Annotated in this window: 21 protein-coding genes; 13 read left to right on the forward strand and 8 right to left on the reverse strand. The window is 71.2% G+C overall.

Annotation, left to right across the window (positions count from 1 at the left end; all coding sequences use genetic code 11):
* Positions 1-7 precede the first annotated feature (7 nt).
* Genes ACFQRD_RS01905 through ACFQRD_RS01920 form a run of 4 tightly spaced genes read left to right on the forward strand, consistent with a single transcriptional unit; the run spans position 8 to position 2741 of the window.
* A complete protein-coding gene (locus ACFQRD_RS01905; protein WP_377020279.1) occupies positions 8-436 on the forward strand; it encodes a ubiquinol-cytochrome c reductase iron-sulfur subunit in 429 nt (142 codons plus the stop codon).
* A complete protein-coding gene (gene trmB / locus ACFQRD_RS01910) occupies positions 426-1226 on the forward strand; it encodes a tRNA (guanosine(46)-N7)-methyltransferase TrmB (protein WP_377803376.1) in 801 nt (266 codons plus the stop codon). The genes ACFQRD_RS01905 and trmB overlap by 11 nt, the downstream gene beginning before the upstream one ends.
* A gap of 55 nt (positions 1227-1281) precedes the next feature.
* Positions 1282-2328, forward strand: a complete 1047-nt coding sequence (locus ACFQRD_RS01915; protein ID WP_377020277.1) for an LCP family protein — start codon at positions 1282-1284, stop codon at positions 2326-2328.
* 47 nt (positions 2329-2375) lie between these two features.
* A complete protein-coding gene (locus tag ACFQRD_RS01920) occupies positions 2376-2741 on the forward strand; it encodes a DUF4235 domain-containing protein (protein WP_377020276.1) in 366 nt (121 codons plus the stop codon).
* A gap of 469 nt (positions 2742-3210) precedes the next feature.
* Here the strand turns inward: ACFQRD_RS01920 and phoU are convergent, their stop codons facing one another.
* Positions 3211-3885 (reverse strand): phosphate signaling complex protein PhoU, encoded by a 675-nt coding sequence (gene phoU / locus ACFQRD_RS01925; protein WP_377794201.1) that lies wholly within the window; start codon positions 3883-3885, stop codon positions 3211-3213.
* 175 nt (positions 3886-4060) lie between these two features.
* On the opposite strand from phoU, the gene ACFQRD_RS01930 reads away from it, so the two are divergent.
* Both ACFQRD_RS01930 and ACFQRD_RS01935 read left to right on the forward strand, forming a co-directional pair.
* Positions 4061-5503: a sensor histidine kinase gene (locus ACFQRD_RS01930; protein WP_377803377.1), complete on the forward strand. Its 1443-nt coding sequence runs from the start codon at positions 4061-4063 to the stop codon at positions 5501-5503.
* 1 nt (position 5504) lies between these two features.
* Positions 5505-6209 carry a response regulator gene (locus ACFQRD_RS01935; protein ID WP_377020273.1) on the forward strand — a complete coding sequence of 235 codons (705 nt, stop codon included), beginning with the start codon at positions 5505-5507 and terminating at the stop codon, positions 6207-6209.
* A gap of 69 nt (positions 6210-6278) precedes the next feature.
* Here the strand turns inward: ACFQRD_RS01935 and ACFQRD_RS01940 are convergent, their stop codons facing one another.
* On the reverse strand, positions 6279-6842 hold the full coding sequence (locus ACFQRD_RS01940; RefSeq protein WP_377803378.1) for a hypothetical protein: 564 nt from the start codon (positions 6840-6842) through the stop codon (positions 6279-6281).
* Positions 6843-7036: 194 nt separating this feature from the next.
* Between ACFQRD_RS01940 and ACFQRD_RS01945 the strand changes: the two genes are divergently transcribed.
* A complete protein-coding gene (locus ACFQRD_RS01945; RefSeq protein WP_377020271.1) occupies positions 7037-7519 on the forward strand; it encodes a CarD family transcriptional regulator in 483 nt (160 codons plus the stop codon).
* A 14-nt stretch (positions 7520-7533) separates the two neighbouring features.
* Complete coding sequence (locus ACFQRD_RS01950; protein ID WP_377803379.1) at positions 7534-8313, forward strand: 2-C-methyl-D-erythritol 4-phosphate cytidylyltransferase; 780 nt, start codon at positions 7534-7536, stop codon at positions 8311-8313.
* Between the two features lie 136 nt (positions 8314-8449).
* Here ACFQRD_RS01950 and ACFQRD_RS01955 read toward each other — a convergent pair whose 3' ends face one another.
* The gene (locus ACFQRD_RS01955; RefSeq protein WP_377020269.1) at positions 8450-8761 is read right to left on the reverse strand and encodes a hypothetical protein; all 312 of its coding nucleotides are present in this window, start codon (positions 8759-8761) and stop codon (positions 8450-8452) included.
* Positions 8762-8771: 10 nt separating this feature from the next.
* Complete coding sequence (locus ACFQRD_RS01960; RefSeq protein WP_377803380.1) at positions 8772-9524, reverse strand: 2-C-methyl-D-erythritol 4-phosphate cytidylyltransferase; 753 nt, start codon at positions 9522-9524, stop codon at positions 8772-8774.
* A gap of 148 nt (positions 9525-9672) precedes the next feature.
* Here ACFQRD_RS01960 and ACFQRD_RS01965 point away from each other — a divergent pair, with 148 nt between their 5' ends.
* The 3 genes from ACFQRD_RS01965 to ilvA are packed head-to-tail and all read left to right on the forward strand — an operon-like array spanning position 9673 to position 11812.
* Entirely contained in the window at positions 9673-9972 is a 300-nt protein-coding gene (locus ACFQRD_RS01965; RefSeq protein WP_377020267.1) for a PTS sugar transporter subunit IIB, read from the forward strand.
* Positions 9969-10466, forward strand: a complete 498-nt coding sequence (gene ispF, locus ACFQRD_RS01970; RefSeq protein ID WP_377803381.1) for a 2-C-methyl-D-erythritol 2,4-cyclodiphosphate synthase — start codon at positions 9969-9971, stop codon at positions 10464-10466. The genes ACFQRD_RS01965 and ispF overlap by 4 nt, the downstream gene beginning before the upstream one ends.
* Positions 10463-11812, forward strand: a complete 1350-nt coding sequence (gene ilvA / locus ACFQRD_RS01975) for a threonine ammonia-lyase IlvA (protein ID WP_377803382.1) — start codon at positions 10463-10465, stop codon at positions 11810-11812. The genes ispF and ilvA overlap by 4 nt, the downstream gene beginning before the upstream one ends.
* A 124-nt stretch (positions 11813-11936) precedes the next feature.
* Here ilvA and galE read toward each other — a convergent pair whose 3' ends face one another.
* Entirely contained in the window at positions 11937-12935 is a 999-nt protein-coding gene (gene galE, locus ACFQRD_RS01980) for a UDP-glucose 4-epimerase GalE (protein ID WP_377803383.1), read from the reverse strand.
* A gap of 16 nt (positions 12936-12951) precedes the next feature.
* Positions 12952-14439, reverse strand: a complete 1488-nt coding sequence (locus ACFQRD_RS01985; protein ID WP_377803384.1) for a GuaB1 family IMP dehydrogenase-related protein — start codon at positions 14437-14439, stop codon at positions 12952-12954.
* A 1370-nt stretch (positions 14440-15809) separates the two neighbouring features.
* Between ACFQRD_RS01985 and ACFQRD_RS01990 the strand changes: the two genes are divergently transcribed.
* On the forward strand, positions 15810-17357 hold the full coding sequence (locus ACFQRD_RS01990) for an LCP family protein (protein WP_377803385.1): 1548 nt from the start codon (positions 15810-15812) through the stop codon (positions 17355-17357).
* Positions 17358-17412: 55 nt separating this feature from the next.
* Here the strand turns inward: ACFQRD_RS01990 and ACFQRD_RS01995 are convergent, their stop codons facing one another.
* Positions 17413-18858, reverse strand: a complete 1446-nt coding sequence (locus tag ACFQRD_RS01995; protein ID WP_377803386.1) for a mycothione reductase — start codon at positions 18856-18858, stop codon at positions 17413-17415.
* The gene (locus ACFQRD_RS02000; protein ID WP_377803387.1) at positions 18855-19652 is read right to left on the reverse strand and encodes a MerR family transcriptional regulator; all 798 of its coding nucleotides are present in this window, start codon (positions 19650-19652) and stop codon (positions 18855-18857) included. The genes ACFQRD_RS01995 and ACFQRD_RS02000 overlap by 4 nt, the downstream gene beginning before the upstream one ends.
* A 134-nt stretch (positions 19653-19786) precedes the next feature.
* Between ACFQRD_RS02000 and ACFQRD_RS02005 the strand changes: the two genes are divergently transcribed.
* Positions 19787-22213, forward strand: coding sequence for an ATP-binding cassette domain-containing protein (locus ACFQRD_RS02005; RefSeq protein WP_377794211.1), 2427 nt, complete (start codon positions 19787-19789; stop codon positions 22211-22213).

Consider the following 22213-nt stretch of genomic DNA (forward strand, 5'->3'; position numbering starts at 1 on the left):
TGGCGGGATGGAACGTCCGTGCCTCTCCCGCCGCCGTGCCCTCCTGCTGCCCGCCTCCGCCGCGGCCGTCGGCGGTCTCGCCTCCTGCGCCCCGGAGGACGAGGGATTCGGGACCGCGGAGCCGGTCCGGGCCGAGGACGGCGCGGTCCCGCTGGAGGACGTCCCGGAGAACGCCAGCACCCTGGTCAACTTCGGAGGGCAGCGGCCCTTCGTGCTGCTCGTGCGCGGCAGCGGCGACGACCTGGCCGCCTACTCCGGCTACTGCACCCACAACGGATGCGCCCTGCGCCAGGAGACCGAGGGCGAGCTGGACTGCCCGTGCCACGGCTCCCGCTTCGACGCCGAGACCGGCGACGTCCTGCTGGGACCGGCCACCACGCACCTGCCGGAAGTGTCCGTGGTCGTCCAGGACGGTCTCGTCCGCCGTGCCGGCTGAGGACCGCGCCCCACGCGAGGTCGTCTCCTTCGTCCGTCGCGGCGAACGGCTCTCACCCGGCCGGCAGGACGCGTGGGACCGCTTGGCCGCGACCTACGTGCTCGACCCGCCGCGGGGTGAGCGCGACACCCTGCCCGGCCCGGAGGCGCACCTCGACCTCGAGCAGGTCTTCGGGCGCCGCAGTGAGCTCGTCGTCGAGGTGGGCAGCGGATTGGGCGAGAACCTCGCCGCCGCCGCGGCCGAGCATCCCGAACGCGACCACCTGGGTGTCGAGGTGTACCGCCCCGGCCTGGCGCAGACCCTGCGCCGCATCGAACGCGCCGGCGAGCCCGGCAACGTCCGGCTGCTGCCGCTCGATGCCCAGAGGGCGCTGCCCGCGCTCCTGCCCGAGGGCGCGATCTCGCAGCTGTGGGTCTACTTCCCCGATCCCTGGCCCAAGTCCCGCCACCACAAGCGACGCCTGATCAATCCCCCGTTCCTGGACGCGGTGCTGCCGCTGCTCGCCGACGGCGCCACGTTCCGTCTCGCCACGGACTGGGCACAGTACGCACACCACATGCGCAGCCTCCTGGATGCGCGCCCCGAGCTCGAACTCCTGTATCCCGACGGACCCGCCCCAGGTCAGCAGACCAGCGACACCGTCCCCGAGGATCTTCCCGCGACGGGCTGGGCGCCACGATTCGAGGGTCGTGTGAAGACGAGCTTCGAGAGCAAAGGACAGCGCGCGGGCCGCTTAGTATGGGATCTTGCGTACGTCCGTGTGTCCCGGCACCGGACGACCGACGCCTGACACTCCCCGAGGACCCTCCGTCGCCGCCGGCGACACTGCGTGAGAGCGAGCCCGAATGAACGTCCCCGACGACGTCGAACTGCCCGCCGACTGGGAGGACGACGACCAGTCCGAGCCGCGTCGCGGTCGCGGTCGTCGTATCGCCCTGATCTCCCTGGGCCTGGTCGCCGTGCTCGTGCTCGGCGTGGGACTGGTGGTGGCCAATTACCTCAACGGGCTCAGCAACCAGTACGAGAAGCGCACGGTCGTGCAGATCACCCGCGGCGCCTCCGACGGCGAGCGCCCCGAGGCGGTCGAGGGGAGCGGCCGCAACTTCCTGCTGCTGGGCTCGGACAAGCGCTCCGAGGAGGACGCCGCCTCCGAAGGTGTCAGCGGCCAGCGGTCGGATGTGGTGATGCTGGTGCACGTCACCGACGACAACCAGCAGGTCTACATCACCTCGTTCCCGCGCGACCTGTACGTCGACATCCCCGGCCACGGCAAGAACCGCATCAACGCGGCACTGGCGTTCGGCGGGCCGGGCCTGGCGGTGACCACGGTCGAGAACTACACCGGGGTTCCCATCGACCATGTCGCGCTCATCGACTTCGACGGCATCGAAGGTCTCGTGGACACGCTCGGCGGGGTCGATGTACAGATCCCCGAGAGCTTCGAGGCCGGCGGCCACCAGTTCACCGAGGGCACCCAGACCCTCGACGGCGAGGAGGCGCTGGTCTTCGTGCGAGAGCGCAAGCAGTTCGCTGAGGGCGACTTCCAGCGCAATCGCAACCAGCAGGCCGTCCTCAAGGGGATCGCGAGCAAGCTCATCAGCACCGACACGCTCAGCGATCCCGGCAAGCTCTCGGACACCGTCGGCGCGATCGCGCCGTATCTGACCACCGACGAGGGGCTCAGCTCCGGCAAGATGGTCGAGCTCGGGCTCTCGCTGCGCTCCGTGCGCACCGATGACCTGTACTTCCTCTCGGTCCCCCACAGCGGCCCGGAGACGACCAGTGGCGGCGCGAGCGTCGTCGGCACCGACGAGGAGTCGATGGACGTCCTGCGGGAGGCTCTGCGCTCCGACGACATGGGGACCTACTACGCTCAGAACGCCGGCACCTGACCCGCCGGTCCCGACGTCCCAGCCGCCCCACCGCTTGGAGGAATCCCGTGGCCAATCCGCTCGTCAAGATCGCCGTGCCCGTGGCCGGAATCGTCGCCGCCGCCGTGGGCAACAAGGCCGCCGCTGCCGGCTGGGGCGCCGTCTTCGGTGAGGACGCCCCCACCGTCAAGGCTGCCAAGAACTCTCAGAAGGAGACGCAGAAGCGCCGCAAGCAGGCCAAGAAGGAAGGTCGCCCGAAGGCTGAGATCTCGCAGATCAAGGACCCGATGGAGGACCAGCCGGTCTGGAAGGTGATGCTGTGGGCACTCGTCTCCGGCGTCATCCTGCAAGGCCTGCGGATCGCTGCCAAGCGGGGTGCCAAGACCGGCGCGGAGCGGCTCACGGCGCGCCGGCCGCGCGCGAACCGAGGCTGAGTCCGGGCCAGCTACGTCTCCTGCAGCCGGGCGCACCGAGTCCTGCGGGCGGGCGTGCTGCGTCGCCGGTCACGCGCCACTACCCGGCGCCCCGCGCCACGGTCCGGCGCACCACTCCACGGCGCACGCGCTGCTCCACCGACCACCGATGGGATGTCACGCGAGTGTGCCCGGCCTATCGCAGGGCGTCCTCGATGAGCGTCCCGTTGCTGGACAGCCGAGACGAAAAACGTCCCGACGCCGGGCAGCCGACATGGGAACAGACCTCGCCCGTAGACAGAAGAACCACGCATCGCAGTGCGTGATCACTGCGGTGCGTGGTTCTGCTGTCGTCTACGTGCCGGGACGGGCTGCTGCGCGTGCAGCGCGGGCGGTCTCCACGACTCGCTCCGGCACGAGCGCGGCGCCGTGCCGCTGCGACGCGGGGGCAGCGCTGAGAACTCGCGGACTGTCCGGACTCGCGGACTTCTCAGAACTCGCTGACGTCGAAGCCCTCGTGCAGCGTATCCAGCGAGTCGCCGGTGACCAGGAACCCGATGCGGCGCACGAGCGAGACCGCGTGGTCGCCGATGCGCTCGTAGAACCGGATCAGCAGGGTGAGATCGACGATCTCGGAGTTCGTGTACCCCTCCCCCCGCGAGATCTCGCGGGAGATCTGCAGCATGAGCTCGTCGAGCTCGTCATCGGCCTTCTCGGCCTGCGCCGCGAGGGCGAGGTCCCGCTCGGCGATGACCTGCGCGGCACGCTGAAGGGCGGCCAGGGCCAGCTCGGACATCCGGGCGATCTGGTCGCGGTGCTGCTCGGGAACGGCGGGCGTCGGGTGGGTGCGGCGCGCCACCAGCGCGACGTGCGCAGCGAGGTCGCCCATGCGCTCGAGCGAGGAGCTCATGCGCAGGGTGGCGACCAGCAGCCGCAGGTCGGTGGCGACCGGGGCCTGCCGGGCGAGCAGTTCCACGGCCTTCCCGTCCAGCTCCACCTGACGCTCGTCGAGATGGGCATCGGCGGCGATCACGCGTTCCGCCAGGCCGAGGTCACCCTCGAGCAGGGCCGTCGTCGCGCTCTCGAGGGCCGTCCCGACGAGTCCGGCCATGTCGAGCAGGTCGTCGACGATATGCCGAAGGTCGCTCTGGTACGCCTCGCGCATGGTCAATACTCCTCTGTCTGATGGGGGCTTCGCCACGGATTGTCGCAACCCCGGATGAACGCGCACCGGCGATAAGTGAACTCCGAGCGTCTCCCCCGTGAACTCCTGACCCTCAGTCTCTCGCGTCCGGCCGCGGAAGGCCAGGCGGGCGCCGCGACGGGCCTAGGCTGTACGGGTGCCCTTGACAGCCCTTCTCCTGCTCGCCGGAGCGATAGGTCTCGTGATCGGCTGCGCGGCGACCCTGGCGCTGAAGCGATCGGACCGTCGGCCCTCGGCGGCCCCGTCGGCGCCGCAGCCGGTCGTGCCGGATTCCGCCGCGGAAGTGCTCGCGATCCTGTCCTCGGCGTACGTCGTGCTCGATGCCAGCGGCGATGTGCTGCGCGCCTCCCCGCTCGCCTACTCGTACGGCATCGTCCGTGCCGCCGAGGGTGATTACCCGCGACTGGCCAACGCCGAGCTGATGGAACTGGCGTCCGATGTCGGCCGCAACGGCGGCTTCCGCGACGAGCGCCTGACCCTTCGGCGCTCCAGCCGCGGCGACTCCGACGCGGTCATCGATGTGCGCATCGGCGCCCTCGGAGAGCACGGCGCGCTGCTGCTGGCCGACGATCTCACCCGTGCGGTCCGCGTGGAGGAGACCCGACGCGACTTCGTGGCCAACGTGTCCCACGAGCTGAAGACGCCGGTCGGCGCGATCACGCTGCTGGCCGAGACGATGGAGGACGCCGCCGAGGATCCCGACGCGGTGCGCCGGTTCGCGGAGCACATGCAGACCGAGACGCGCCGCCTCTCGCACCTGGTCCAGGAGATCATCGAGCTCTCGCGGGTCCAGGGCAGCTCCGCACTCCTGAACGCGGAACCGGTCGAGATCGACGAGGTCGTCGAGCAGGCCGTCGGCCTGAACCGCAATTTCGCGCTGGGGTCGAAGATCGAGGTGGCCGTCGGGGGGACGAACGGTCTGCGGGTCTACGGATCTGCCTCGATGCTGACCACCGCCCTGTCCAACCTGATCTCCAACGCGATCACCTACTCGGAGCCGCATACGCGGGTCGGGGTCTCGGTGCGTCGCGACGGCGGGATGATCGAGCTGTCGGTCAAGGATCAGGGCATCGGGATCTCCAAGGAGAACCTCGAGCGGGTCTTCGAGCGGTTCTTCCGGGTGGACAAGGCCCGCTCCCGGGACACCGGGGGCTCCGGACTGGGGCTGGCGATCGTCAAGCACATCGCGACCGATCACGGCGGCGAGGTGACCGCGTGGTCGATGCCCGGGCAGGGATCGACGTTCACGCTCCGCCTCCCGGAGATGGGCCGCACCGAGACGATCACCGTCGGCGGCGCGAGGCCCGCGGAGGACCCCCAGCGCTCGGCCTCCGGAGCCGGGACGCCGTCGGACGACGCCTCCCCGGAGGAGAACCCGGTCGAGGGGGCCTCCCCGGCACGGGGTCCGAGCACGACATCGGACGAGGCGGCGCAGAGCGCGGCCGCACAGGACGAGGCGGCGCAGGACGACGCGGCGCCTCAGAAGGCATCACCGGGCCCGGCCAGCACGGGGCGATCCGGCTCCGGCGAGGACTCGCGTACCGTTGCACCGGACCACACGCCGGGAAAGGGAAGTTGACATGACGCGCATCCTGATCGTGGAGGACGAGGAATCGTTCTCCGATCCCCTGTCGTACTCGCTGCGCAAGGAGGGGTACGAGGTCGCGGTCGCCGACAACGGCACCGACGGGCTGCGGATCTTCTCCGCCCACGGCGCCGACCTGGTGCTGCTGGACCTGATGCTGCCGGGGATGAGCGGCACCGAGGTGTGCCGCGAGATCCGGCGCACCTCGAGCGTGCCGGTCGTCATGCTCACGGCCAAGGACGACGAGTTCGACAAGGTCCTGGGCCTCGAGCTCGGCGCCGACGACTACGTCACCAAGCCGTACTCCTCACGAGAGCTGCTGGCCCGCATCAAGGCCGTTCTGCGGCGCGGCCAGGACTCGGCCGAGACCGAGGAGGACACGGCGCTGAGCGCCGGCAACATCCTGATGGACGTGGAGCGCCATGTGGTCCAGGTCCACGGCGAGGAGGTCTCGCTCCCCCTGAAGGAGTTCGAGCTGCTGGAGATGCTGCTGCGCAATGTCGATCGCGTGCTGACCCGGGGTCAGCTCATCGACCGCGTGTGGGGCGCCAACTACGTCGGGGACACCAAGACCCTCGACGTCCACGTCAAGCGTCTGCGCGCGAAGATCGAGGATGACCCGAAGAACCCGGTCCACCTCGTGACGGTGCGCGGGCTGGGCTACAAGTTCGAGTCCGCCGGGCAGTCATCCGTCGGCTGAGATCCGGCCGGTGATCCACCCGGCCGGCCGTCACGGAGGCGCGGATGCCGCGCCGGGGATCGTGCGGTCTCAGCCCTCGGCAGGGGCCGACTCGAGCCCGTAGTGGCCGAGCTCCGTGCTGATGATGGGCAACGTGATCACGGTGCTCTGCTCGCCGACGGTGATGTTCAGATCGATGACGCTGCCGGGCTGTGCGCCCAGGTCACCGATCTCGACCAGCTGCTGGCCCTCCTCCGGCCCGAGCTCGAGCGTCTGCTGGGCGGGCACGGTCACCTGCGAGGAGAAGACGGTGCTGCCATCGTCCCCGATGCCCTCGAGCTCGACGGTGAGCTCCTGGTCGGTGTAGTTCACAGCGGTGGCGGAGAACGCCGCACTGCCGTCCTCGGCGACCACGACGATCGCGTTGCGGATCCCGGCGGCCAGCTGCCCGGACTGCTCGATGTTCGCGTTGGTGCCGTCGCCGGCCTGGTAGAAGTCGTGCGTCTGCACCGGATTGAAGTACGTGCAACCGGTGGCGGCGAGGGCGAGGCCCAGGGCGGCTGCGGAGAGCACGAGACGGCGGGGACGGCGCACGGAGGACTCCTGTTCGGTGCCGCGGAGGACGGCGGGGTGTTCCGGGGACAGCAGTGCCACGATACCCCACCGCGACCCCCGGATCGGCGAGCCCGATGACGCGCTCCCCCACCGTGGACCGCCTTCGCCGTCGCGCTGCTTCCCTGCCGCGTCGCACCCCTGAGTCGCACCTCTGAACAGCGCCTTCGCGCGAGGGCGCGAATTTTAGCATGAGACACCGGTGATAGACTGATGCGCGGAAAGGGGCCCACCACATGAATTTTGCCGTTGGCGAAACTGTCGTATACCCGCACCACGGTGCAGCGCTCATCGAAGAGGTCAAGACCCGCATCGTCAAGGGAGAGGATCGTACCTACCTCAAGCTGAAGGTCGCTCAGGGCGATCTGACCATCGAGGTCCCCGCCGACAACGTCGACCTGGTCGGCGTGCGCGACGTGGTGGACAAGCAGGGGCTCGATGAGGTGTTCGAGGTGCTGCGCCAGCCCTACACCGAAGAACCCACCAACTGGTCCCGTCGTTACAAGGCGAACGTCGAGAAGCTCGCCTCCGGTGACGTGAAGAAGGTGGCCGAGGTCGTGCGCGACCTGTGGCGCCGCGATCAGGACCGCGGGCTCTCCGCAGGAGAGAAGCGCATGCTCGCCAAGGCGCGCCAGATCCTCGTCTCCGAGCTGGCGCTCGCGGAGAAGACCGACGAGGCCAGTGCCGAGTCGATCCTCGACGAGGTCCTCGCCTCCTGAACCGGATCCTCTCGGTGCCGGATTCCCCGACGACGCCCCCGGTGCGGCCGATCGTCCTCGCCCGTACGCCACTGGCTCCCGGCGCCTCCCACGGGGCCGTGGCGCCCTGTCTGGAGATGCTCGGGGGCTCGCGGCTGATCGAACGCCTGCTCACCACACTCGAGGGTGCGGGCCTCTCCTCGCCCGTGGTCGTGGCCCCTCACGATTCGGTGCCCGCGCTGCGCCGGGTCCTCGGTGACCGGGCACAGGTGCTCGCGAGCGACGGTGACCGGCGCGCGAGCCTCTCCGTCGCCCTCGCGGCGACCACCGACGATCTGCTGCTGATCCACGATGCCGAGCGCGCCCTGACCCCGGCGACGGTCGTGACCGAGGTGCTCGCCGCGCTCGGGGCGGGCATCGACGCCGTGGTCCCCGTGGTCGCGATGACCGATTCCGTCAAGGGCGTCGACCACGACGGCCTGCACAACATCGACCGCTCGAGCGTGGCAGCGATGCAGAGCCCGCGCCTGCTGCGCCGGGCGACGCTCGAGCGCGCCCTGGCCAGGCCGGAGGCCCGCGTCGCGGGGGAGGCGGAACGTCCGGGTCATTCCGACGGGGTCGGAGCCGGTGCCGGCTCCGCGGAGCCGTACGACGAGATTCTCGCGGCCCTGGCCGACGGGGCGGAGGTGCGCACCGTCCACGGTTCCCATGCCGGCTTCGCGGTCGTGGACCGGCTGAGTCTGTGGAGAGCGCAGATCGCCTTGGGGCTGGCGCGCGACACCTCGCAGCACCACGGTCTCGCTCGACGGTCCTGACGGGCTCGCACGGCCGCGCATCGGATCCCTTCGGCGGCGGCGAAACGCCCGAGGGACCTGTGCCCCCGCGGTGCCCCCAGCGCCGTGGCCCAGCGCGGCGGCCGGCCTCAGCCGGGACCGGGCGTCATCAGCGTGGTCAGCCTCGTCGTCGGCTGCGCCAGACGGTGCGGAACTCCTCGACCATCCGCTTCGGCTTCGACAGTGTGCGATGAGGGAGGCTGGTGGCGAGCTCCCCGGGATCGTTGCGCAGGCGACGCACGAGGCGACCCGGCTTGCTGGAGATGCGCTGCCGGAGATCGGGAAGGTAGGCGTCGGAGACGTCCAGGCGCGTGAGCGCTCCGCAGCCGGTGCACTGGATCTCGGAGACGAAGCGCCCGGCATAGATGACGACGTGCTCCGCCTCCTGCTCGCAGGCGGTGCATCGCAGGAAGCTCTCCTGGACGGACATCAGCTCCTCCTCACCCGGTCCTCAAACCTAGCGCGGTCACCACGTCCTGCGCCAGGAGCAGATCCTGGCCGTAGGTGATCTTGAAGTTGGTCTCCTCCCCGCGGACCCAGGTCACGCGGGTATGCGTGTAGGCCTCGGCGCAGGAGGCGGTGTCGGTGCCGACGAAGCCGTCCCGGGCGGCGGCCTCGTAGGCGTCCAGGATCGTGGCGGCGTGGAAGCCCTGCGGGGTCTGGACCCGCACCAGGCTGTCCGGGCGGAACCCGTCCCCCGCGGCGAGGCGACCGGGCCGGCCCACGGGTGCGATGTCCACGGCGGGCATCCCGGGGACCGCTCCCCCGCTCTCCCGCGCGGCGTGCAGCACGGCGGCGGCGAGCCCGTGGGAGATCAGCGGCCGGGCCGCGTCGTGGATGAGGACGGTGTCGACCGCGCCGGTGTCGATGCGGTCGGCCAGATGACGCAGCGCCAGCAGTTCCGACTCCTGGCGGGTGTCGCCGCCGGTGATGATCTCGGGGGGCTCGTCGGTCTCGCGGCCGGCCACGAAGCGCGCGTGCTCGAGATCGTCGGGCCGGACCACGAACACCAGGATCCCGACGCCCTCGACCGTGGCCAGCGTGTTCAGCGCCCAGCTGGCGATGCTGCGCCCGGCCAGCGGCAGGAAGGCCTTGTTGATCCCGGCGCCGACCCGGCTGCCGGACCCGCCGGCCAGCACCACTGCCGCGGCGCGGCCGCGCCGGCGGGAACGGTGGCGACGGGACGAATTCACGCTGGCATCGTAGACGTCCGCGGGAGCGTTCGTGGACCGCTCAGCCTGCTCGTGACAGAATCGACCGGCGCCCGGGCACCGTCACGCCCGCGGACCGCAGTCGTCCGTGGCCGCCGGCCTCCCACTTCCGACCTGTCCAGGAGATCGAATGCTCACCATTGCCATCGTGTGCGGCGCGGGGATCGCCACCTCCGCGCTCGTCGCGGAGCAGGTGCGTGATCACATCGCCTCCCAGGGCCGCGACGCGCACGTCGTCCAGGCGACCGTGATGGACCTGCTCTCTGCGGATTTCCACGCCGATCTCGTCGTCAGCACCGTGGATCTGCCGGCCGCCCTCGGCGTCCCGACGGTCTCGGGGATGCCCCTGCTGCTGGGCACCAGCCCCCAGGTCACCTACGACGACATCGACCGTCTGCTCGCCCGGATCGACGCGCAGGGCGGGGAATGACGCCCGGCCTGCCGCGCGTGGGCATCGGCGTGGATGTGCACGCCTTCGCCCCGGAGGGCGCTCAGCGGGAGCTGTGGGTCGCGGGGCTGCACTGGGAGGGCGAGCGCGGGCTGTCCGGGCACTCCGATGCCGACGTGGCCTGCCATGCCGCCTGTGATGCCCTCTTCTCGGCAGCCGGGATCGGCGATCTGGGCGCGCACTTCGGCACCGACCGGCCCGAGTGGGCCGGGGCCTCGGGGGCGCGTCTGCTCGCCGAGGCGGCCCGGCGGGTCCGCGAGGCCGGATTCACCATCTCCAACGTCTCGGTGCAGGTCATCGGCAATCGCCCGCACCTCTCGCGCCGACGCGACGAGGCCTGCGCCGCGATGAGCGAGGCCGCCGGGGCTCCGGTGTCCGTCTCGGGCACCACCACGGACGCTCTGGGCCTCACGGGGCGCGGCGAAGGGCTGGCGGCGATGGCGACCGCCCTGGTGGCCGCTCAGGAGGAGTCGTGACGGCGCCGTCCGGTGCGACGCTGCCGCTGACCGCCGAGGACGTCGAGGCCGCGGCCGTGCGCCTCGAACCGGCCCTGCGGCGCACTCCCCTGCTGCGCAGCGAGCGGCTGAGCGACCTGGCCGGGGTGCCGGTGTGGCTCAAGCGCGAGGATCTCCAGTCGGTGCGCTCGTACAAGCTGCGCGGCGCCCATCTGTTCCTCGACTCCCTCGACCGGGCCGCCCGCGAGGCCGGCGTGGTGGCCGCGAGCGCAGGCAACCATGCCCAGGGCGTCGCCCACGCCTGCCGGTCCCTGGGCATCCACGGCCGCATCTACGTCCCGAGCACCACGCCGCGGCAGAAGCGCGAGAGGATCACCGCTATCGGCGGTGACCTCGTCGAGCTGGTGCTGATCGGCGACACCTTCGACGACGCGGCGGAGGCCGCGGCCGCGGACGCCGAGCGCACCGGCGCCACCCCGGTGCCGCCGTTCGATGACCCCCTGGTCATGGCGGGACAGGGCACGGTGGCGCTCGAGGCGGTCCAGCAGCTGCGCAGCGAGCACGGCCGTGAGCCGGCCGCCATGGTGCTCCCCGTCGGCGGCGGCGGCCTGCTGGGCGGCTGTGCCGCCTGGCTGCGCGAGCGCGCCCCGTCAGTGCGGATGCTCGGCGTCGAACCCGCCGGGGCGGCGTCCATGGCCGCCGCGCTGGAGGCCGGTCACCCCGTGACCCTGCAGGACATGGATCGCTTCGTCGACGGGGCCTCGGTGCGCCGGGTCGGCGCGGACCCCCTGCGGATGGTGCAGGCCGCCGAGCCCGAGCTGACGACGGTCGACGAAGGCGCAGTCTGCACCGAGATGCTCGAGCTCTATCAGGTCGACGGCATCATCGCGGAGCCCGCCGGAGCGCTGGCCGCGACCGCCGTGTCCACCGGTGCGATCGGGGGAACCGGAGCGACCGCACGACAGGGCGGCACAGGTCAGGTGGACGGCGAGCCGGCCGACGCCGCGTCGGAGGGCACCGGCGACATCATCGTCATCCTCTCGGGCGGCAACAACGACGTCTCCCGATACCACGAAGTCGTCGAGCGCTCCCTGGTCCACGAGGGCCTCAAGCACTACTTCCTGATCACGTTCCCCCAGGAGCCGGGGGCGCTGCGCCGTTTCCTGGACCGGGTGCTCGGCCCCCACGACGACATCGTGCTGTTCGACTACATCAAGCGCAACAACCGCGAGGAGGGGCCGGCGCTGGTGGGGATCGAGATCGGCGAGCGCACGGACCTCGAACCGCTGATGTCTCGCATGGCGGCCTCGAACCTGCACATCGAACGGATCGACCCCAGCGAGCCGATCTACCGCTACCTCACCTGAGCACCCGTCCTGAGCACTCGTGCACGGACGATCCGCCGACAGGGCGGTGGCTGCGAACTGGCTGCCGGCGTGGGCACCGTCAGGTCTCTGGACGAGCGGACTCAGGCTCCGAGGGGATGTGCCGTCAGGCCCTTGGGTACGCCTCGACGTCGGGCTCCACGGTCGCGGAGCGAGCCTCGACAGCCGAGCGGACGATGTCATCGAGCCCGTGCTCGGACTTCCACCCGAGGTGCTGGGCGATGCGGTCCCCGGAGCAGATCAGGCGGGCGGGGTCCCCGGGGCGGCGCTCGCCGATCTCGGGCGTGATCTCGATGCCCTTGGCGCGGGCGATGGCGTCGATGACCTCCAGCACGCTGGAGCCCTCGCCGGTGCCGACGTTGAACACCCGGTGGGGGCGATCCTCGCCGCGCAGGTAGTCCAGCGCAGCGATGTGGGCGTGGGCGAGGTCCAGGACGTGCACGTAGTCCCGGATGCAGGTGCCGTCGGGGGTGTCGTAATCGTCGCCGAAGACCACGGGCGCCTTCCCCTGCTCGAGGCGGTCCAGGACGATCGGCACCAGGTTCATCACAGCGGTGTCGGCCAGCTCGGGCCAGCCGGCGCCGGCGACGTTGAAGTAGCGCAGCGCCACGGTGCGCATCCCGTGGGCGCGTTCGGCGTCGGCCAGCATCCATTCACCGACGTACTTGGTCGCGCCGTAGGGGTTGATGGGCCGGGGTTCGAGCTCCTCGGTCACGAGGTCCACGTCGGGCATCCCGTAGACCGCGGCGGAGGAGGAGAAGACGACGTCGCGCACCTCGGCGCTCGCGCAGGCGGCCAGCACGTTGGCGAGACCGCCGATGTTGTCGTGCCAGTACATCTCGGGCTTCTCGACGGATTCGCCGACCTGCTTGTGCGCGGCGAAGTGGATCACCGAGTCCGCGCCGGAGGCCCGCAGCTGGAAGGCGAGCTTCTCGCTGGCGTCGGGTGCGGTGATGTCGAGCTCGAGCAGCTCGGCACCCTCGGTGCGCTGCTCGATCCCGGTGGAGAGGTTGTCGACCACGACCACCGTCTCCCCTCGTTCGACGAGGAGTCGCACCACGTGCGATCCGATGTACCCGGCGCCACCGATCACGAGAGTCGTCATGCTCGAAGCCTAGCGCTCAGCTCCAGGACGCCGCGACAGGCCGGCCCTCGGCATAGCCTGCGGCGCTCTGCAGCCCGATCACGGCGCGCTCGCGGAACTCGGGCGTGGTGCGGGCCCCCGCGTAGGTGTAGGAGGAGCGCACGCCGGCGGTGATCTCGTCGATCAGGTCCTCCACTCCTCCCCTGCCGTCGGCGAGGTACATGCGGGAGGTGGAGATGCCCTCCTCGAACAGGCCCTTGCGGGCGCGGGCGAAGGCGTCCTCGTGGGCCGTGCGATGGGAGACGGCTCGCTTGGAGGCCATGCCGAAGCTCTCCTTGAAACGGCGGCCGCTCTCGTCGGTGCGCATCTGGCCCGGGGACTCGAAGGTCCCGGCGAACCAGGAGCCGATCATCACGTTGGAGGCGCCCGCCGCCAGCGCGAGCGCCACGTCACGGGGGTGGCGGACCCCGCCGTCGGCCCACACGTGGCCGCCGAGCCGCTCGGCCTCGGCGGCGCACTCGAGGACTGCGGAGAACTGCGGGCGGCCGACGCCGGTCATCATGCGGGTGGTGCACATCGCGCCTGGACCGACACCGACCTTGACGATGTCCGCGCCGGCTTCGATCAGCTCGCGCGTGCCCTCGGCCGTGACCACGTTCCCGGCGACCAGGCGCACCGGCGTGCTCCCGCTGTCCCCGAGCACGCCGCGGGCGCTGCGCAGGGCCTCGAGCATGCGGTCCTGATGGCCGTGGGCCGTGTCCAGCACGATCACGTCGACGCCGGCATCGACCAGGTCGCGGACCCGCGTGGCGACGTCGGCGTTGATGCCGACGGCGACGGCGATGCGCAGCCGGCCCGCGTCGTCGGTGGCGGGGCGGTAGATCGTCGAGCGCAGCACGCTGGTGGCGGTCAGGACGCCCCGCAGCACACCGGCACCTCCGCCTTCGCTCCGGCCGGGTGCGTCGTCGACGACGATGGCGGCGTCGTGGTGGGTGGCGGCGATCCGTCCGTGCAGTGCAGCGGGTTCGACGGCGAGGTCCGCCGTCCCGAGGATGGGAACGTCCTCGCTGAGCACGTCGCCCACGGCGGCGAAGGAGTCGCGTCCGGCGATCTCCTCCGCGGAGACGGCGCCGAGGGGGCGGTGGTGCTCATCGACCACGACGACGATGGGGTGCGGGCGCTTGAGCAGCAGCTCCGCGGCCTGACCCAGGGTGCCGTCCGCCGTGAGCGTGAGCGGGTGGTCGACGAGCAGGTCTCGCTGCTTCACCGAGCGCACGATCGAGTCGATCCGCTCCGGCGAGAGATCCTGCGGGAGCACGGCGAGGCCACCGCGCCGTGCCATGACCTCGGCCATCCGGCGGCCGGTCACGGCGGTCATGTTCGCGGCCACCAGCGGGATGGTGGTGCCGGTGCCGTCGTCGCTGCTGAGGTCGACGTCGGAACGGGAGGTGACCGCGGAACGAGCCGGCAGGAAGAAGCAGTCGTCGTAGGTCAGGTCCGTCGTCGGGGTGTGGATCAGGCGCATGGGACCAGGATACGGATGCACCCCGGATGGATATTGCACATGACCTCCACGACGTTCTCACAGCGACATGCGAGAGGATCCGACGCCGTGAACCTAGGATGTAGTGCATGACGGACCCGCCCTCGGCCCCCCGGCGCCGGCGCCGTCGGTCCGGCAGACACCAAGATCCGGCCCGACGTGCCGACTCCCCGAGCCTGCCGCCGGACCAGGCGCAGAGGAATCGTGACGCTGCCTTCGGCGCCCGCAAACCCAAGCGCACGTGGATCGGCGGGACCCCGGCCTCCGGAGGCTCTGCAGAGCCCGCATCGGCGGCCGAGCCCCCCACGGCGCAGCTGCCGGCCACTGACCTCCCCGATTCCCCCGCGGGCGGTTCGGAGGAGACCGCGGCCTCTCAGTCCTCCGGCTCTCGGTCCTCCGGCGGAGAGCAGCCCTCCGCCGAGCCGCACTCGGGTGGCGCGCAGCCGCCGCCCGGCTCGCAGTCGCCGTCGTCGCCGGTCGGAACGCAGCCGTCCGGCGAGCCGCAGTCGCCGACCGGATCCGCGCCGAGACGTGCCCGTGGTCGCCGTGCCGCCTTCCCGCTCCAGGGATCTGCCGCGGCCGGAGCCGCCGGAGCCGCTGGCGCGGCCGGCTCGGCTGACGCCGCCGGGCCCGCGTCCGCCGGCGAGCACGACGCCTGGTCCTCCGCTGGTTCCGCATCGTCGGCGTCGTCCACGTCGGAGCACGATGCCTGGTCCGCCGCCGAGGGCTCTCCGGAGCCCGACGCGTGGTCGAGCGAGCACGCTCCCCGATCCCCCGCCGAGCCGCTCGCGCCCGGCGCCGGCGCGTCGCCGCCCATCACCCCCGATAGCAGCGCCGGATCCGGCGCCCCGGGTGCCAGCGAAGGCCTCGGTGCCGAACGGCGAGATGCCGCGCGGGACTACTCGCAGGCGCGGACGTTCCCCTCAGGATCGCGCCCGGCGGACGAGGCACCTACGGCGGAGGACTCGTCCAGCGGGCAGTCCGCGCGCCAGAACCGGCGCGGCGAACCCGACTCGAGCGGGCGCGGCCCGACCGTCGTCCCGGGACGCACGACGCCCGTCTCGGCGCAGTCCGCACCGTCCGTCCCCTCTGCACCGGTTGCCCCGGAGGGGCAGCAAGCGGCTGCGGCCGCGGGACCGACGTCCGACGTCCACGGTGCTGCGTCCCCCGGTGGTCCCGCGTCGTCCGCCGGCCCCGGTGCCGCGTCATCGGGCGGCGACTCCGACGATCCTGCGTCCTCCGCCGTCCCCTCCGAGGGCGCCGCGGATGCCGACGGTCGGCGCCCCCTGCGCACCCGACCCGACGCGGACGGCGAGGGCGCCCCGGACGCCGACTCCGGGTCGCTGCCGAAAGTGGCGTTCTGGACCGTCCTGACCTCCATCCTTCCCGGGGCGGGCCTGCTGACCACGCGGATGCGCCGGCTGGGCTGGGTGCTCCTGGCGCTGCTCGCTCTCGCGCTCGTATCCGTCGTGGCGTTCATGCAGGTGGGCGATCCGCTGCGCAACGCCATGATGCTGATCACCAACCGCGGCCTGCTGATCGGGGCCATGGTCACGGTCGTGGTCGTCGGGCTCGTCTGGGGCCTGCAGATCGTGCTGGCGAACCTCGCCCACTCCACCGAGCAGCGTCTGGCCGGGGCCAAGCGCTTCGTCGCCCTCGGTCTCGCCGCGCTGATGGTGGTGGCCGTCGCCGTCCCCTTCGGTCGGGGCGTCCAGTCGCTGTGGGCGTACCAGGGGCTGCTCGGGTCCGACACGGTGTTCGGGGGGCGCAACGGGGACAATCCGCTGGCCGACGGCAAGGATCCCTGGGCGGGCAAGGAACGGGTCAACATCCTCCTGCTCGGGCAGGATGCCGGTGCGGATCGCACCGGGACCCGTCCGGACACGCTCATGGTCGCCTCGATCGACACCAAGACGGGGCAGACGGCCCTGTTCTCCATCCCCCGCAACCTCGAGAGCGTCGAGTTCCCCGAGGGCACGGCGGCGGCCGAGGTGTTCCCCGACGGCTTCGACTACTTCGGGCCGCAGCAGAACCTCATCAACGCCGTGTGGACCTGGGCGGAGGACCGTCCGGATCTCTTCCCGGACGACCCGAACCCGGGGCTGACGGCGACCACGTGGGCGGTCGAGGAGACCCTCGGCCTGGAGACCGACTACTACGCGATGGTGAACCTCCAGGGCTTCGAGGACCTCGTCAACGCCCTGGGCGGCGTGGAGATGGTCGTCGAGCGCCGCATCCCCATCGGCGGCGGCGCCGGCCCCATCTCCGGATACATCGAGCCCGGCGAGCAGGAGCTCGACGGCTACCACGCGCTGTGGTACGCACGCTCCCGCGAGGGGTCGAACGACTTCAACCGCATGTGCCGCCAGCAGCGCATCGTGCGCGCGGTCACCGAGGAGGCCGACCCCGCGACGGTCGCCATGTCCATCCCGAAGCTGGTCAACGCGACCGAGGAGAACATCCAGACGGACATCCCCGTCTCGAACCTGGACGCCTTCATCGATCTCGCCCTGCGGGTCAAGGAGGGCGGGTTCACCTCCTACCCGATCACACAGGACGTCACACCGTCCTACGACGCCGACTGGGACTACCTCGAGGACTGGGTCGACGCCTCGATCGAGGACTCCATGAAGCAGGATCCGCCGGAATCCGTGATCGGCGAGACCGAGCCCGGCTCGGACGAGCCCGCCGAGACCGGTGCCCCGCCCGAGGGCGAGCCCGGCACCGACGAGGGCGACTCGCCCGCCGAGGAGACTCCCTCGCAGGAGGAGACCACCGAGGCCGAACCGACCGACGAGTCCTCCACGCCGAGCGAGGGCTCCGGGGACTCGTCGCAGAAGGCGCCCGAGATCGAACAGGATCCGCTGAAGTCCTGCCTCCCCGGCGCCGACCAGGGCTGAGCACTTCTCGCCGGCTCCCGGCGGCGGGCCAGCGACCGGGCCGGGGCCCGCCGGGTCAGTCCACCAGCTGCAGCAGCGCGTTCTCGACCAGCTCCGGCATCGCCGGATGGATCCAGTACTGCGTGGTGGCGATGTCCCGGGCGGTCTGGCCGGTGCTCATGGCCTGGATCAGCAGCTGGATCAGCGTGGTGGCCTCGGGGCCGATGATGTGGGCGCCGAGGATCTCGGTGGTCTCGGCGTCGGCGATGATCTTGGCGAAACCGGTGGTGTCCTCCATGGCCCAGCCGTAGGCGATCGAGGCGTACTCCTGGACGGCGACCTTCACGTCCCGCCCGTCGGCCCGCGCCGCGGCCTCGTCCATCCCGACCCACGCGATCTGCGGATGGGTGAACACCCCGCTGGGCACCGGCATGGTGTCCGAGCGGCGCAGCCGTTCGGGGTGGGCGAGGTTGTGCCGGACGATGCGCTGCTCGTGGTTGGCGACGTGCTTGAGCTGGTGGGGGCTGGAGAGGTCTCCCAGCGCCCACATCCCCTCGAGCACCTCGCCGCCGCCGAGGACGCGCTGATGCGCGTCGACCAGCACGCGACCGTCGGCGGTGGTGTCGATGCCGGCGGCGGCGACGTCCAGCAGATCGGAGTTCGGGCGGCGCCCGGTGGCGACCAGCAGCTCCTCGGCGCGGACCACGATCTCCTCTCCGTCGCGCTGGCCGCGCAGCTGCACCCCCTCGTCGGTGCGATGGACCGACGTGGTCGACAGTCGCGTGTGCAGCGTCAGTCGACCGCCGAGGATCTGGGTGATCCGCGCCGAGACGTCGGCGTCGGCCGCCCGCAGCACCTGCTCGGAGCGGGCGATGAGGGTGACCTCGACGCCGAGTGAGGCGAACACGTGCGCCATCTCCACGGCGATCACGCCGGAGCCGAGGATCGCGAGGGAGGCGGGCAGCTCCTCGATGCGCATGATGGTGTCCGACGTGTGGGGCTCAGCGTCCTCGAGCCCGTCGATCGGGGGCAGGATCGGGCGCGACCCGGCGCCGAGGATGATGTCGTCCGCGGTGATGGTGCGGGTGCCGCCGTCGCGGTCGAGGACGGAGAGGGTCTTGGGACCGGTGAAGGTGGCGGTGCCGCGGATCAATGTGAGGTTGGAGTTGTCCTCGTGATCACGGCGGTACGCCTCCCCGCCCGCGGTGATCGGGTCGATGCGCCCGAAGATGCGGTCGCGGATGGCGCGCCAGTCCACGTGGCGCAGCTGCTCGGTCAGGCCGAAGCGGCCGGATTCGGCGGGCACGTGGGCGAGGTTCGCGGTGTGGACGAACATCTTGGTGGGGATGCAGCCCACGTTCAGGCAGGTTCCGCCGAACACGTGGTCCGGGCCCACTCCGCGGTCGATCTGCACGATGCGACGATCGGCGAACTCGGGGCCGGGGAACGAATTGGCCGAGCCCGACCCGATCAGGGCGATGTCGTAATGGGTGGGCTCATCGTGCGTCTGCTCATCGGTCACCGTCTCAGGCTAGTCGCCTCCGGGCGGACGTAGGCGGCCAGTGCGGCGGACGCCTCGAGCAGGGCGAGGCCTCGCGCCGTGACCTGCCGGCGGGAGGCCTCCAGGGCGGTGCGGACCGATGAGGTCTCCCCCATGCTGCGCACCTGGTCGAGGACGAGGGCGATGTCCTCCAGCCGGTGGCCCGCGCGGCGCAGCAGGTGGACGAGCTCGGCGTCGCGCACCTGCGCCGGTGGATACAGCCGCTGGCCGCTGCCCCGCTCGCGAGGCGCGGCGATCAGTCCCTGGTCTTCCCACGCCCGCAGGGTGGCCGGAGAGATCTCGAGCCGGGCCGCGAGCTCACCGATGCGCAGGTCGCGCCCCGGGGCGTCTCGGAGCCGGGCGACGCCTCCCGCCCGGGTGTCGCCGGTGCCGGTGCCGCGCGTCCCCGCGCCGCGCGCCGACTTCGACCCGGCGGCTTCCGCGGTGTCGCCCTCGCCGGTGAGAGCGCCGGCCGCCTGTGCGACCGTGTCGAGGGTGGAGCGGTCCCGCAGCAGTTGGGCATGCGCGCCGTCGAGCAGCGCCAGTGCCCGCTCGACGTCGTCGGCGTGCAGTGCCGTCATGATCTCCAGCGCCGGCCGGTGGCCGCTCGCCTGCACGAGGGCGAGGAACGCCCGCAGCGCCGCCGCATGCCGGGCGGTGTAGACCCGGTGGCCGGAGGCGGTGCGCTCCGCGGGCGGCAGGGCGCCGGCCTGCTCGTAGTTGCGCACCGCTTGCGACGACAGCCCGTGCTCACGGGCCAGGTCGATGGGCCGCATCTCGACCTCCTTTGAGGATTTTCGCGCCCGTGGCTGCGCCACCGGCTACCAGGTCTCAACCGGGTCTTCAAGGATAGGCTGGAGGACCGCAGGACCCGGACCGGCCGCACGATCTCGACGCCCTGGAGGAACCGATGACCGCCCCCTCGCCGCACCAGCCGCCTGCCGATGCCCACGATGCGATCCGGGTGCGCGGTGCCCGGGAGAACAACCTCCGCGACGTCTCGCTCGACATCCCCAAGCGCCGGCTGACCGTCTTCACCGGGGTCTCCGGCTCCGGGAAGAGCTCGCTGGTCTTCGGCACGATCGCCGCGGAGTCGCAGCGGATGATCAACGAGACCTACAGCTCCTTCGTGCAGGGCTTCATGCCCTCCCTCGCCCGTCCCGATGTCGACGAGCTCCAGAACCTCACCACGGCGATCATCGTGGATCAGGAGCGGATGGGCGCCAACGTGCGCTCCACCGTCGGCACCGTCACCGATGCGGGCGCCTACCTGCGCACCTTGTTCTCCAAGCTCGCCGAGCCGCACGTCGGGGGGCCGGGCGCCTACTCCTTCAACGTGCCGAGTGTCAGCGGCGCCGGCGCGGTCACCGTCGACAAGGGCGAGAAGACGATCGCCCAGAAGGCGAGCTACTCCAGGGTGGGCGGGATGTGCCCGCGCTGCGAGGGCATGGGACAGATCTCCGACGTCGACCTCGCCGAGCTGTACGACGAGAACAAGTCACTGGACGAGGGACCCTTCACGATCCCCAACTACTCACCGGGCGGCTGGTACGTGAAGATCTTCGCCTCCTCCGGTTTCTACCCCTCGGATCAGCCGATCAAGTCCTTCACCAAGCGCCAAATGCACGACTTCCTGTACAAGGAGCCGACGAAGATCTCGATCGACGGGATGAACATGACCTACGAGGGTCTGATCCCGAAGATCCAGAAATCCATGCTGAACAAGGATCGCGAGTCCATGCAGCCCCATGTGCGCGCGTTCGTGGACCGTGCCGTGAAGTTCATCGTCTGCCCCGACTGCGAGGGCACGCGTCTGGCGGAGCACGCGCGCACCTCCACCATCGACGGAGTCTCCATCGCCGACGCGAGCGCCCTGCAGATCACCGATCTGGCGGGCTGGGTCGAGTCCTTGCGCGAGCGGCACAGCGGGCCGACGGTCGCGCCGCTGCTGAGCAATCTCTCGGCCCTGCTGGAGTCGTTCGTCATGATCGGGCTGGGGTACCTGTCCCTGGACCGCCCCTCCGGCACGCTCTCGGGCGGCGAGTCCCAGCGCACCAAGATGATCCGCCACCTCGGCTCGGCGCTGACCGACGTCACCTACGTGTTCGATGAGCCCACCATCGGTCTGCATCCCCACGACATCGCCACCATGAACCAGCTGCTGCTCGCGCTGCGCGACAAGGGCAACACCGTGCTGGTCGTCGAGCACAAGCCGGAGACCATCGCGATCGCCGACCACGTCGTCGACCTCGGCCCCCGCGCCGGCGCCGAGGGCGGCCGGCTTCAGTACGAAGGGGACGTGGAGGGCCTGCGCGCCTCCGCCACCCTGACCGGCCGCCACCTCGACCGGCGCGTCGCTCTGAAAGAGCAGGTGCGCGAGCGGAGCGGGGCGATCGAGATCCGCGGCGCGAGCCACCACAACCTCCGCGACGTCGACGTCGACATCCCGCTGGGGGTGCTCAGCGTCATCACCGGGGTCGCCGGGTCGGGCAAGAGCTCACTGGTCCACGGCAGCCTGCCGCGCGGGGCCGACGTCACCGTCGTCGACCAATCCGCCATCCGCGGCTCCCGCCGCTCCAACCCGGCGACCTACACCGGGCTGCTCGAGCCCATCCGGAAGGCCTTCGCCAAAGCAAATGGCGTGAAGCCCGCCCTGTTCTCCAACAACTCGGAGGGGGCCTGCCCGGTCTGCAAGGGCGCGGGCGTGATCTTCACCGAGCTCGGCTTCATGGAGACGGTCACGACCCCGTGCGAGGAGTGCGAGGGCAGGCGGTTCCAGGCGGCCGTGCTCGAGTACACGCTCGGCGGGACGAACATCGCCGACGTGCTGCTGATGTCGGTGGACGAGGCCCGGGAGTTCTTCTCCGCCCCGGAGTCGAAGGTGCCGACCGCGGCGAAGCTGCTGGGGCACATGAGCGATGTCGGGCTCGGGTATCTCACGATCGGGCAGCCGCTGACGACGCTCTCCGGAGGCGAGCGCCAGCGGCTCAAGCTCGCCACCCACATGGGCGACAAGGGTGGTGTCTTCGTCCTCGACGAACCGACCACGGGGCTGCATCTGGCCGACGTGGGCAATCTGCTGGCCCTGCTGGACAGGCTGGTCGAGACCGGGAAGACCGTCATCGTGATCGAGCACCATCAGGCCGTGATGGCGCACGCGGACTGGATCATCGACCTGGGACCGGGAGCCGGCGTCGAAGGCGGCGAGGTCGTCTTCGAGGGCACTCCGGCGCAGCTGGTCGCGGATGCCTCGACGCTGACCGGCCAGCATCTGCGGGAGTACATCTCCTCGGCCGGAAAGCACGCGACCGCCGCCGTGGAGGGGGCTGAGGCCTGA

This window comes from Brachybacterium sp. GCM10030268, from assembly GCF_042666305.1.
Taxonomy (GTDB): Bacteria; Actinomycetota; Actinomycetes; order Actinomycetales; family Dermabacteraceae; genus Brachybacterium.